The 12,082-nt window shown below is 72.1% G+C and carries 10 protein-coding genes; 2 read left to right on the top strand and 8 right to left on the bottom strand.

Translation table 11 applies throughout. The features are described from left to right. Positions 1-9 precede the first annotated feature (9 nt). On the bottom strand, positions 10-1,647 hold the full coding sequence (locus tag HII36_RS16500; RefSeq protein WP_173524069.1) for an ABC-F family ATP-binding cassette domain-containing protein: 1,638 nt from the start codon (positions 1,645-1,647) through the stop codon (positions 10-12). A 317-nt stretch (positions 1,648-1,964) separates the two neighbouring features. On the opposite strand from HII36_RS16500, the gene HII36_RS16495 reads away from it, so the two are divergent. Beyond that, positions 1,965-2,129 carry a hypothetical protein gene (locus HII36_RS16495; RefSeq protein WP_173524068.1) on the top strand — a complete coding sequence of 55 codons (165 nt, stop codon included), beginning with the start codon at positions 1,965-1,967 and terminating at the stop codon, positions 2,127-2,129. Here HII36_RS16495 and HII36_RS16490 read toward each other — a convergent pair. Then, positions 2,110-3,747, bottom strand: coding sequence for a flavin monoamine oxidase family protein (locus HII36_RS16490; RefSeq protein ID WP_217369594.1), 1,638 nt, complete (start codon positions 3,745-3,747; stop codon positions 2,110-2,112). The two genes, HII36_RS16495 and HII36_RS16490, sit on opposite strands and share 20 nt — an antisense overlap. A 166-nt stretch (positions 3,748-3,913) precedes the next feature. Between HII36_RS16490 and HII36_RS16485 the strand changes: the two genes are divergently transcribed. Continuing rightward, positions 3,914-5,671, top strand: a complete 1,758-nt coding sequence (locus HII36_RS16485) for an AMP-dependent synthetase/ligase (RefSeq protein ID WP_173524066.1) — start codon at positions 3,914-3,916, stop codon at positions 5,669-5,671. A 12-nt stretch (positions 5,672-5,683) separates the two neighbouring features. Here the strand turns inward: HII36_RS16485 and HII36_RS16480 are convergent, their stop codons facing one another. The 6 genes from HII36_RS16480 to HII36_RS16455 all read right to left on the bottom strand — a co-directional run. Continuing rightward, a complete protein-coding gene (locus tag HII36_RS16480) occupies positions 5,684-6,766 on the bottom strand; it encodes an acyltransferase family protein (RefSeq protein ID WP_173524065.1) in 1,083 nt (360 codons plus the stop codon). Continuing rightward, a complete protein-coding gene (locus HII36_RS16475) occupies positions 6,763-7,383 on the bottom strand; it encodes a TetR/AcrR family transcriptional regulator (protein WP_173524064.1) in 621 nt (206 codons plus the stop codon). Before HII36_RS16475 ends, HII36_RS16480 begins: the two co-directional genes overlap by 4 nt. 51 nt (positions 7,384-7,434) lie before the next feature. Beyond that, positions 7,435-9,669, bottom strand: a complete 2,235-nt coding sequence (locus HII36_RS16470) for a CehA/McbA family metallohydrolase (RefSeq protein WP_236003566.1) — start codon at positions 9,667-9,669, stop codon at positions 7,435-7,437. Between the two features lie 204 nt (positions 9,670-9,873). Next, positions 9,874-10,833, bottom strand: a complete 960-nt coding sequence (gene meaB / locus HII36_RS16465; RefSeq protein ID WP_173524063.1) for a methylmalonyl Co-A mutase-associated GTPase MeaB — start codon at positions 10,831-10,833, stop codon at positions 9,874-9,876. Between the two features lie 64 nt (positions 10,834-10,897). Then, on the bottom strand, positions 10,898-11,755 hold the full coding sequence (locus HII36_RS16460) for an alpha/beta fold hydrolase (protein WP_173524062.1): 858 nt from the start codon (positions 11,753-11,755) through the stop codon (positions 10,898-10,900). Between the two features lie 9 nt (positions 11,756-11,764). Continuing rightward, positions 11,765-12,082, bottom strand: a 318-nt coding sequence (locus tag HII36_RS16455) for a hypothetical protein (RefSeq protein WP_217369592.1), incomplete at its 5' end; no start/stop codon positions are given.

The following is a 12,082-nucleotide window of genomic DNA, read 5'->3' as shown; positions in this document are numbered from 1 at the left end:
GCACGTCAATTACGATTCAGCCAGGCCGTCGTCCCGATCCTGTCGCAGCCACCGGGTGATGCCCAGCAGTTCGAGGAACGGCACGTCGTGGCTGGCCACGATGAGCGCGCCCCGGTAGGCGGACAGCGCCTGGGCGAGCTGGCGGACGCTGGGCATGTCCAGGTTGTTGGTGGGCTCGTCCAGCAGGAGCAGCTGCGGCGGCGGCTCGGCCGACAGCAGCGCGGCCAGCGTGGCGCGGAAGCGCTCGCCGCCCGACAGCGTGCCGACCGCCTGGTTGACCCGCTCGCCGCGGAACAGGAAGCGGGCCAGCCGGCCGCGCACCTCGTTCACCGACGCCGACGGCGCCAGCGCCCGGACGTTGTCCAGCACGCTGAGACCGTCGTCGAGCAGGTCGAGCCGCTGCGGCAGGTACCGCACCTGGACGTGCGCGCCGTGCTCGACGATGCGCTTGAGCAGCGTGCTCTTGCCCGAGCCGTTCGGCCCGAGCAGCGCGATGCGTTCCGGCCCGCGCACGACCAGCGTCTCCAGCGGGACGCGCCGCGCAACGTCCGTGCCCACCTCCGCGTCCACCTCGGTGTCGGGGTCCGGGTCCTGGGCTCGGGCGCCGCCGGGTGGCGGGTCGAGCGGCAGGGTCAGGACGGTGCGGCCGGCGGGCACCTCGGTGGCCGGCAGGCTGATGCGGATCTCCGCGTCGTCCCGCACGGCCTGCTCGGCCTCGCTGAGCCGTTCGCGTGCCTCCTCCAGCTTGTCCGCGTGCAGGTTGCGGTACTTGCCCGCCGACACCTGCGCGGCCCGCTTCTTGGCCCCGGCGACGATCTTCGGCATGCCCTCGGCGGACTTCTTTCCGTACCGCTCGCGCCGGTCGAGCTTGGTTCTGGCCTCGATCAGCTCGCGTTGCTGCCGCTTCACCTCGCCTTCTGCGGTGCGCACCATCCGCTCGGCGGACTCCTGCTCGGCGGCGAGCATGAGCTCGTAGTCGCTCAGGTTGCCCCCGTAGACGCGGACGGCGCCGTCGCGCAGCTCGGCGATCTGGTCGACCAGGTCGAGCAGCGCCCGGTCGTGGCTGACCACCAGCAACACCCCGGGCCAGGACGAGACGGCGGCGTAGAGCCGGGTGCGCGCGTCCAGGTCGAGGTTGTTGGTGGGCTCGTCGAGCAGCAGGATGTCGGGCCGTTTGAGGAACTGCGCGGCCAGCGCGACCATGATGGCCTCGCCGCCGGACAGCGTGCCCACCGTGCGGTCGAGCCCGACGTGGTCGAGCCCGAGCCGGTCGAGCTCGGCCCGCGCGCGCTCCTCGACGTCCCAGTCGTCGCCGACGGCGGTGAAGTGCTCCTCGCGGACGTCGCCGCTCTCGATGGCGTGCAGCGCCGCCCGCGTACGGCTGATGTCCAGCAGGTCGGAGACGGTACGACCGGCCTCCAGCGGGACGTTCTGCGGCAGGTACCCGACCACCCCGGCCGCCGAGACGCCCCCGGACTGCGGGGACAGCTCACCGGCGATGATCTTGAGCAGGGTGGACTTGCCCGACCCGTTGACCCCGATCAGGCCGGTACGGCCGGCGGGGAAGGCGGCGTCGAGCCGGTCGAGCACCTGGGTGCCGTCAGGCCACCCGAAGGACACACGGTCGACGACCAAAGAAAAAGACATAAGGCGATTCCCATCACAAAAGTCGAAATTTCGTGACTTGGCGGGAAACACCGCTGATGCGCGCCCAAACAGAACGAGCAGATCCGCCGACGACGGCGAGGATCGAGCAGAGGTCCAGGAGGATGCGCGCAACTGCCCACGACAGGGCGGAACGGCGCGGTGCCCGCGACCTCAGATCCTCACGTCAACTGCCCCCAGGGCTCGGCGATAAGACCTGGTGACTATATGTGATCCACTTCGAGGAAGGCAAGCCCGCGCGCCCGGCCCCGGCCTGTAAGGGTTGAGTTGAACAAGGCCATTACCGCAGGGTGGAGGTCATGCACTCCCGAGAGCCGCACGACCCCCTCGCCCTGACCGTCGTCTCCTCCCACGTCACGTCCGAGGGCGTGGTCTCCTATCTGCGCTGCGCCTGCGGCGCGTGGGAGGTGCGCACCGCGAGCCTGGTGGGCAGCACGTCACGGGCTACCGCAGCGCCGCGATGACCTCGTTGGCGGCCCGCTCGCCCTCGGTGGCGCCGCCGTTCATGAAGCCCTGGAAGTCGTAGGAGGTGTGCTCGCCGGCGAGGTGGATCCGGCCCTGGGCGACGCCCTCGTACCCGGCGTACCTGTGCAGGTAGCCGACCGGCCAGTAGGAGTAGGCGCCGAGCGCGTTGGGGTTCTTGTGCCAGGCGGAGAGCTGGGCGCGGCCGTTCCACTGCGCCCTGGTGCCGGGGAAGACCGTGTCGATGCCGGTCAGCGTGGACCCCGCCAGGGCGCGCACGTACGGGTCGGCGTTGGTGGGGAAGGGCGTGGCCGGGTTGAGCGCCCTGGCCGCGTCGCCGCCGCTGTACTGGATGAGCACGCCGGTGGTGCCCGGCTGGCCCTTGGTGGTGTCCCAGCACTGCTGCCAGGGCAGGTCGGTGAAGCAGTCGCCGGCCGAGACGCCGGGCCAGGGGCCGGTGCCGACCCAGGTGCGCCGGTTGGTCTGCAGGTTGAGCTTGGTGACGTGGCCCATGCGGGCGTCGCGCAGCAGGTTCGTCATGCGCGGGTCGAAGCCGGCCCGCGACAGATCGAGCCCCTGCAGGACGGGCAGCGGCACGGTGAGGATCGTGTGGTCGGCCACGACCGTCCTGGTGGTTCCCGCGTTGTCGAAGGTGAGCGTCTGGGTGCCGTCGCTGTTGGCGCGCACGGCCAGCAGCCGCCAGCCGAGCCGCACGCCGCCCGCGGGCAGGCTCGCCGCGATGGCCCCGGGCAGCTGGTCGTTGCCGCCGACGATGTGGTAGCGCTCGTCCGACAGGCCCCAGACGTTGAAGTGGCCGGGGTTCGGCTGGTAGCCCATGAGCAGGATGAGCGCCAGCGACGACTGGTCGGGGGTCTCGGCGCCGTACTCCACGTTGTAGGCGACGTCGAAGTAGCGGCCCAGCGGCGCGGAGTGGCCGCCGGGCACGCGCGACTCGATCCAGTCGTAGATGCTCAGGTTGTCCAGGGCGACGCCGGTCGGCGTGGCGTCGTCCCACCTCACCTCGCCGGCGGCCTGCAGGTCGGCGCGCAGGCTCTGGTAGACGGCCTTGAAGTCCTCGTCGGCCTGCGCGCGCGGGTAGTAGGAGCCGTTGAAGTGCAGGATCTCCTCGGCGCCGTTCGGTCCCGCGCCGGCGAAGTTGATCGTGGGCAGGTCGAAGCGGCGGCACAGCTCCAGCATCTTCTTGTGCTCCTGGTCGATCAGCTCGCCGCCGATCTCGGAGGTCTGGCCGTTCAGCCAGATCGAGCGCTGGGTGTACATGCGGCCGCCGACGCGGGCCGGGTCGGCCTCGTACACGATGGGGGTCGCGCCGGCGTCGCGCAGCGTGAGCGCGGCGGTCAGCCCGGCGATCCCGGCGCCGACGACGGCGACCCTGGCGGGCTTGAGCGGCGGCCTGAGCACGTCCTCGGCGCGGGCCTGGCGCGGCAGCGCGACCGCGGCGCCCGCGCCCAGCCCGACCAGCGCGGCGCGCTTGAGCAGCTCGCGCCGGGCGAGCGCGTCGTGCGCGGCCGCCTCGGCGCGCAGTCCGCGCAGCTCGTCGACGGGCAGGCGGAGCAGCTCGGCGTCGCGGTGGTCGCGGACGAGTCGCCGCAGGACACGCATGGGAGACGTACGAGGCATGGGGGGTGTGCCTTCCTGTTCGGGAACGCCTTCAGCGTGAAGATCGAATGCCCGGAGCGACAGTGGGCAGCACGTAACCGATCAGGACCATCGACTGACACAGTGCAGCCGTCCTAAAGTCGGCACCACACCCCTCCAGGAGGTCAGGATGTCCAGCATTCCCGCCTTGCTGCGCGATCGCATAGCCGCCACCCCCGACGCCGAGGCCTATCGGGTGCCGTCCGACGACGGCTGGATCTCACTGTCGTGGCGGGAGGTGGGCGAACGGGTCAGGCGTCTGGCGCTCGGCCTGGCCGGGCTGGGCGCGGGTCCGGGCAAGCGGGTGTCGATCCTGTGTTCCACCCGGCTGGAATGGATCCTGGCCGACCTGGCCGTGCTGTCCACGGGCGCGGCCACCACGACGATCTACCCGTCCAACACGGCGGCGGAGTCCGCGTTCGTGATCAACGACTCGGGCAGCGTGATCGTCATCGCCGAGAACGACGACCAGGTCGCCAAGCTCAGGTCGGTGCGCAAGGAGCTGGCGGACGTCACCCACGTGGTCGTCATCGACGGCGCGGCCGGCGACGACGGCTGGGTGGTCACGCTCGACTCGGTGCCCACCGACGAGGGCGACCACGACGCGATGGTCGACGCCATCACCGCCGACGACCTGGCCACGCTCATCTACACCTCCGGCACCACCGGCCGGCCCAAGGGCGTGGAGCTGACCCACGACAACTGGCTGTTCGCGGCCGGCTCGGTGCGCGAGATCGAGCTGCTCACGCCGGACGACCTGCACTTCCTCTGGCTGCCGCTGTCACACTCGTTCGGCAAGCTGCTGGAGGTCGTGATGATCGACGCCGGCGTGCCGACGGCCATCGACGGCCGGCTCGACAAGATCGTGGAGAACCTGGGAACGCTCCGGCCGACGTTCATGGCCGCCGCGCCGCGGATCTTCGAGAAGGTGCACAACACCGTGGCGGCGACCGTCCAGCGTGAGGGCGGGGCCAAGCTGAAGATCTTCAACTGGGCGCGCCAGACCGGCATCAGGGTCAGCCGCGCCCGCCAGCGCGGCGCCACCATCCCGCTGACCACCCGCATCGAGTACGCACTCGCCGACCGCCTGGTCTTCGGCAAGCTGCGCGAGCGCTTCGGCGGCCGGATCCGCTACTTCATCTCGGGCGCAGCGCCGCTGTCGAAGGACGTGGCCGAGTTCTTCGACGGCGCCGGGCTGACCATCCTGGAGGGCTACGGCCTGACCGAGACGTCGGCGGGCAGCTTCCTCAACCGTCCCGAGTCGGTGAGGTTCGGCTCGGTCGGCCCGCCGCTGCCCGGCACCCAGGTCCGCATCGCCGAGGACGGCGAGATCCTGGTCGGCGGGCGCGGCGTGATGCGCGGCTACCACGGCCTGCCGGACGAGACGGCCGAGGCGCTGGTGGACGGCTGGCTGCACACCGGCGACATCGGCGAACTCGACTCGGCCGGCCGGCTGATCATCACGGACCGGAAGAAGGAGCTGATCAAGACCTCGGGCGGCAAGTACGTGGCGCCCACCTACCTGGAGGGCCGGATCAAGGCGGCCTGCCCGTTCCTGTCGCACGTGTTCGTGCACGGCGACCGGCGCAACTACTGCACCGCGCTGGTGACGCTGGACATGGACGTGGTCAGGCCGTGGGCCGAGGCCGAGGGCCTGCCCACCGACCCGGAGCGGCTGCGCGAGCACCCGCGGCTGCGCGAGGAGGTGGGCAGGGCGGTCGACCAGGTCAACGCCGACCAGGCCGGCTACTCCACGATCAAGAAGTTCGCCGTGCTGGCCGAGGACTTCTCGGTGGAGTCCGGCGAGCTGACGCCGAGCCTGAAGGTCAAGCGCAAGGCGGTCGAGGAGCGGCACGGCAAGGTCCTGGACTCCTTCTACACCGACTGACCCCTCGGTCTCCTACAGCACCCGCTTGACCCCCGGCAGCGAGCGGACCAGGTAGGCCAGGGCCCAGCACAGCGGCAGTGAGACGGCCGCCGCCAGCGTGAACTTGACGATCGCGGCGGCCTCCAGCCACCGCAGCGCGTGGCCGACCGCGACGAGCACGAGCGGGTGGAGCAGGTAGACGGCGTAGGCGTGCTGCGACAGGAACCTGCCGCGCGGCCCCTGCCGGTGGAAGCGCTCCCTGAACAGCACGCTCAGCCCGATGATGATCCCGACGGCGAACACGGACTGCCAGGTGGCCATGAACGCGCCGCCCAGCGGCCCGGGCAGGACGAACGCGGCGGGCAGCAGCGCCGCACTGGCCAGGGCCGCGGCCAGGAGGCCGAGCCGGGCGGCCCGCCGGGGCAACGTCTCGAACCAGCCGCGCCGGTGCGCGGCTGTCCCGGCCAGGAACATGGCGGCGTACTGCGGCAGGAAGTCCGGGGTGGGCAGCCCGAGCACCGGCACGTACGTCCCGGTGGGCACCCATATCCGCCACAGGACGGTGACCGCGGCCAGGCCGAGCGTGAACAGCGCGATCGAGCGGAACCGGGGCGGAGCCGGCGGGGGCGCCTGGATGCTGTCGCGCCGGCGCCGCCACAGCGCGTACAGCAGCGAGAAGGCGAGCAGGACCTCGACGAACCACATCTGCCCCGGGTCCCAGCTCACCAGGTAGAACAGCCAGTACGGCAGCTCGTCGTGGGCGGCGTAGGCGTCCAGGGTGACCAGCGGGCGCAGGAGCACCAGGAAGATCAGCAGCGGCACGCCCAGGCGCAGTAACCGCTCGCGCGCGAAGGCCCGCCCGCCCTTGCGATCGTGCGAGCCCGGGGTGAACAGGCCGGAGATCAGGAAGAAGAACCCCATGAAGAAGGCCTGGTTGAACAGCACGAACAGGTCCAGGATCCGGCCGGAGGGGTCCTGGGCCGGCTCGACGTAGAACCAGAGCGGGATGTTGCCGTAGGTGACGGCGACGTGGTGCAGCACGACCAGCGCGGTCAGCACGACGCGCAGGTTGTCGATCGCGCCCAGCCTGGTCACGGCTTTGGTCTCGGTCTTCATGCGCGTACCGCCCTCTCCATCAGCTCGGCCAGCTCTCCGGCGTGTGCGTCCAGGTCGTGGTCGGGGTTGGCCACCCAGTAGGCGAACATGGCGTCGACGGCCGCGGAGTGCGTGACGGCCATGACGCGCTGGTCGAAGGCGCGGAACTCGCCGGTCCGCTGGCCGAACTCGTAGATCCGCTCCAGCGCCTGGTAGCCCTCCTCGTTGGCCTTGACGCCGTAGCGCGGCCGCCCCTCGGCGTCGCGCAGGTTCATGAAGATCTCGCCCAGGGCCTTGAGCTGGTCGCGGTGGCCGCGCATGTGCTCGGCGACACCCAGGATCTGGGTTCTGAGCAGTTCGGTGGGCGTGGTGAGGCCCCGCATCTCGGCCAGCACGTACTCGTAGATGCCGGTGTAGGTGTGGTCGACGATCTCTTCCATCAGCTCGTCCTTGCCGGCGAAGTGGTAGGAGATCACGCCCTTGCTGATGCCGGCGTGCTTGGCGATGCGCGCCAGGGACGCCTGCGCGAAGCCAACGTCGGCGATCACCTCGATGGCCGCGGCGATGATCTGGGCGCGCCTGGCCTCCTCGATGAACGACCGGCCCTTCTGGCCGCTTGGCTCATTTTCTGACCGCATGGCCAAAATTTAGCACACGCGGCCAGAAAGGCCGGTGAGCGCGGCGGAATCTCAGGCCAGCCGGGACCGGTAGACCCGCCTGGCGCGGCCGATCAGGGCCAGGTGGTCGGCGAGCTGGGCGTGCGCGGCCAGCCGGGCGTGCTGTTTGATCAGGTCCTCGAGCAGGTCCAGCCACTGCAGGCACCAGCGGACGTCGTCCTGCCTGGCGACCTGGCGGCCGGCCACGTCGACGTAGACGGGGCTGGTCAGGGCGTAGCCGGTGGTGGTCAGGGTGCGGGGGTGGTGCGGTTCGCACAGGACCTCGGCGATGACGTACGTGGGCTCGTCGATCACCAGGTCGGCGGTGACGGTCAGCGCGTCACCATCCGTACCATCCGTGGCGAGCTGTTCGGAGGTGGCCAGGCGTTCGGCGGCGGCCTGGACGCCCGAGGCCGTGCGCAGGCGTACCGCGGCCACCTCGGGGCCGGTCGCGGTCGCGGTGACGCGCAGCCGCGTTCCCTCGCGCACGTCCAGGACGTCGCCCGGGCCGTGCCCGGCCACGTCCAGCTCCAGCCACGGCCCGGTGGTGGCGAACGTGCGGCCGGCGCGCACCGCCGCCGCGAACGACTCGGCGGTCAGTCCACCCTCCACCCGGGCGTAGACGCGGGCCCAGCCCGGCGGGTTCGACTGGTTGTCCGAACGGGTGAAGGAGATCATCGAGTCGGTGCCCGCGGTCACGGCCAGCCGGTTGCCGGCCCCGATCAGCCGCCGGTACACCGCGGCCGTGCCCGGGATCGAGGAGTGGTTGAGCACGTCCAGGCTGTCCACCAGGCCGAGCGCGGCGTCGGCGACGATCTCGCGGGCGGCGCAGTTGCGCGGCTGCGGCCAGACGATGGCCTTGGGCGGGTCGGCCTCGCCGAGAGCGGTGTGGAACGGATGGCTGTAGCCCACGATCGCGCCCAGTTCACGCAGCTCGCGCAGCCCTTCGGCGTTGGGCGGCCAGTCGGCGTCCCCGGCGAAACCGGTGTGGAAGCGGCCGGGCGCGCCGCGCGGGGCGAAGGCGTAGGCGTGGCCGAGCAGGTCGTTGCGGTACTCGACGCCCATCCTGGCCACGTGCGTGCCGTCGGACCAGGGCAGGTCGGTGCCCATCCAGTGGTCGAGCGCCTCACGGTCGTAGACGCGCGGCCCCGACACGTTCCCGGCCACCAGGTTGAGCACGTGCAGGTCCTCGCCGTGCTGCGCGGCCGCCGCGTCCGCGGGCACGCCCACCAGGTCGCCGGCCCAGTTCAGGTGGACGTGCATGTCGCCGCCGTACCAGCCGCGGGCCGCGGCGTCGTGGACGCGCCGCGGGGCCAGCTCGACCAGCAGTTCCTCGCCCCGGCGCGGGGTGAGCCCGACGGTGGCCGGCGCGTACTCCATGCCGCGCGCGACCGTGATCGTCAGCGGCGCGGCGGGGACGTCGAGCACGAGGTCGTCGCCGTGGAAGTACGGGCGGCCGTGGTAGTCGTGGCGGTTCGGGGTGTCCGGCGGGAACCAGCCGCGCCCGCCCGCGCTCACCACGCTCCACCGGCACGGCATGCCCGCGACCAGCCGTAACCGGGCCGGCGGCGCCAGCCGCAGCAGCCCGTCGATCCTGACGCGGACGCCGTCCACCACGATCACCGTGTCCAGGTCCACCTCGACCAGCCAGGCGCCGCGCGGGCCCAGCAGTCGCTGCTCGTCGTCCACGCCGACCCGGACGCCGTCGTCGCGCCGCGAGTCGATGAGCAGCGGGATCCGCTCCTCGCCGCGGCCGGGGAGCGGGACGGACGGCACCTGATCCGTCCCGCGGCCCTCCGCCTGGCCGCCGCCGGGGAGCAGCACGAACGGCGCCCCGCCGTCCCGGCGCGCCACCCGCCCGCCCTGGCCCTCCGGCGGGACGGCGTCGGACGGGTGCGGCGTGCGGGCCGGCGCCAGCACCGTGCGCGGCGCGCCTTCGAGCACGACCTCGTCGCCGACGCGGATCGCGAGCAGGTGCGCGGGCAGGTCGCCGTCGAGCGTGTCACGCAGGAGCACGTCGAAGTCGGCCTCGCCGAGGTGGGTGACGACCTGGTCCAGCGGCTCGCCGGGATAGCGGGCGGCGGCCCACTTGACGGCCAGCCCCCAGAACCGCTCGAACAGCGGCTTGGGCAGCACCCTGCGGACGGCGAAGAACTTCACGTACGGGATCGGCGGGTCGCCCCAGGTGATGCCGTGCCGCGTGAGCAGCCCGCCGTACTCGGCCAGTGCCCTGGCCACGGCGTCCGGCAGCATCGGTTCCGCACACATAGGCGCCTTCTCCCCCAGTCGGATCGCGGCGCCGCCATCGTGACACGGACCTGCGGCGGGACCGAGCGCGCGCGAGGACGGTGGATGGTGATATTTCCGCCCGGGGAGAGGTATCTCCACCCTTGGGGTTCCCGATCCGCACCCCGCCCGCCCGAAACCACCGGCGCCGGTCCGCCCGATACGGGTGATCCCGAGGCGCGGGGTTCAGTGGCGTTTGAAGGCGGACAGGAGGCGGTCGGCGGCGAGAGCCGGGGTGAGGGTGCCGGCGAGGACCTGGCGTTCCACGTCCGCGGAGATCGCCGTCACCTCGGGGTCGTGCCGCAGCTCGGCCAGCAGCCGGTCACGGACCAGGGTCCAGGTCCAGCCCACCTGCTGGCGGCGGCGTTTGGCGTCCAGGTCCAGGGCGTCCTGGTGGGACAGGATCTGGCTCCACACGTCCTCCAGGCCGTCCCCGGTGAGCGCGCTGCAGGTCAGGACGGGTGGCGGGGCGGTGTCGGAGCGGAGCATGCGCAGCGCGCCGGCCAGCTCGCGAGCCGCCTTCCTGGCCGCCATCGCGTGCTCGCCGTCGGCCTTGTTGACCGCGATGACGTCCGCCAGCTCCAGGACGCCCTTCTTGATCCCCTGCAGCTGGTCGCCGGTGCGGGCCAGGGTGAGCAGCAGGAACGTGTCGACCATGTCGGCGACCGAGGTCTCCGACTGGCCGACGCCGACCGTCTCCACCAGCACGGTGTCGAAGCCCGCCGCCTCCACCACCACCATGGCCTCCCTGGTGGCCTTGGTGACGCCGCCGAGCGTGCCCGACGTGGGCGAGGGCCGGATGAACGCGTGCGGATCGGCGGAAAGGCGCGCCATCCGGGTCTTGTCGCCGAGGATGCTGCCGCCCGTCCTGGTCGAGGACGGGTCGACGGCCAGCACCGCGACCTTGTGGCCGAGCCCGGTCAGCAGGGTGCCGAGCGCGTCGACGAACGTGGACTTGCCCACCCCGGGCACCCCGGAGATGCCGACCCGGCGCGCCCGTCCCGACAGCGGAGTCAGCTCCACGAGCAACCGCTGGGCCAGCTCCTGGTGGTCGGGCCGGGTGGACTCCACCAGGGTGATCGCCCTGGCGATCCAGGTGCGGGAGCCTTCCCGCACGCCGTCGGCGTAGTCCTCCAGCGAGCGCACGCGCCTCGTCCCCTTTCTTCGGCTTGATCAGCCTAACTTCTGGCGACTCCCCGAAAGCCCGCGATCATGCCGTGCCGGAACGGGACGCGCCGAGCCCGTGCTCGCGCTCGCGCTCGCCGAGCCCGTTCTCGCTGAGCCCGCACTCGGTGAGGAAGTCGAGCACGAGCGGCCCCGCGAGGTGGCGGAACTCCTCGAAGTAGGCGTGCCGCGCCCCGGGCACGAGCTCCAGCCTGGCCCCCGTGATCCGCTCGGCCAGCAGCGGCGCGTTGGCCGCCGGATTGAACACGTCATCGGTGCCGTGCACGATCAGCGTGGGGGCGGTGACGCGGGGCAGGACGTCCCAGGCGTCGTGCTCGGCGCTGGCGGCCAGGTGGCGGCGGCGGGCGAAGGCGGGCATGTCCGGGTCGCCGGTGGTCCGGTACGGGCCGGGATGGGTGTCGAGCCAGGCCGGGGTGTACATGAGTTCGAGCAGCGCCCGCCGGGCCGCCTCGCGATCGGGCTGGGCCAGCGACCTCCTGACCGCGTTGTCCCGCTCGATCCCCCGGGTCCCGCCCGGCGACGTGCAGCCGAGGATCAGGCAGCGCACCCGCTCTGGATGCTCGGCCGCCAGCCACTGGGCCACCCGACCGCCCATCGAGGTGCCGTAGACGTGGGCGCGTTCGACGCCGAGGTGGTCGAGCAGGTCGATCACGTCGCGGGCGAAGCCCCGGGTGCTGTAGGGCTCGTCCGGTTTGCCGCTGGCGCCGGTGCCCCGGTAGTCGAAGGTGATCGTCCGGTGGAGGTGCTCGAAGTCCTGCCGGACGCCGTCCCACCAGTGGTGGTCGTTGGCCTGGCCCTGGAGCAGGAGCAGCGGCTCGCCGCCGGGGACGCCGCCGCGCTGGTAGGCGAGGGCGACGCCGTCGCGGGCTTGGGTGAAGGGCACCGGCAAAGGTTACATTTCCCCGCCCCGTGGCCTGCCGCCGGTTTGTGGCCTGCCGTCGGTTTGTTTCGCCGGGCGCGGGGTGGCGTCCGTGAGGAGGCGGCCCCGGATGAGCCAGTAGAGACCCGCGACCAGCCCGCCGCCCGCCTGCGCCAGGACTACCTCGCACAACCACAGCGCGGGCAGCGCCGCCGCGTCCGCCCGGGGCGCCAGGCGCGCCCGCCACAGCGACACCGCCATCGCGGCCGTCCCGGCGAGCATGACCAGGCTCGCCGGCCAGGCCGCGAGCGTGACCAAGTCCCCCGCACCGGCCCCCATCCAGAGTTCCAC

The organism is Nonomuraea antri (assembly GCF_013283785.1).
Lineage (GTDB): Bacteria > Actinomycetota > Actinomycetes > Streptosporangiales > Streptosporangiaceae > Nonomuraea > Nonomuraea antri.
This window is presented reverse-complemented; position numbering and strand designations above follow the sequence as displayed.

Excerpts from the sequence above, each read along its gene's own strand:
- HII36_RS16490 (WP_217369594.1), bottom strand. The coding sequence starts at position 3,747 with ATGCGTGTCCTGCGGCGACTCGTCCGCGACCACCGCGACGCCGAGCTG.
- HII36_RS16470 (WP_236003566.1), bottom strand. The coding sequence starts at position 9,669 with ATGTGTGCGGAACCGATGCTGCCGGACGCCGTGGCCAGGGCACTGGCC.
- HII36_RS16475 (WP_173524064.1), bottom strand. The coding sequence starts at position 7,383 with ATGCGGTCAGAAAATGAGCCAAGCGGCCAGAAGGGCCGGTCGTTCATC.
- HII36_RS16495 (WP_173524068.1), top strand. The coding sequence starts at position 1,965 with ATGCACTCCCGAGAGCCGCACGACCCCCTCGCCCTGACCGTCGTCTCC.
- HII36_RS16500 (WP_173524069.1), bottom strand. The coding sequence starts at position 1,647 with ATGTCTTTTTCTTTGGTCGTCGACCGTGTGTCCTTCGGGTGGCCTGAC.
- HII36_RS16485 (WP_173524066.1), top strand. The coding sequence starts at position 3,914 with ATGTCCAGCATTCCCGCCTTGCTGCGCGATCGCATAGCCGCCACCCCC.
- HII36_RS16480 (WP_173524065.1), bottom strand. The coding sequence starts at position 6,766 with ATGAAGACCGAGACCAAAGCCGTGACCAGGCTGGGCGCGATCGACAAC.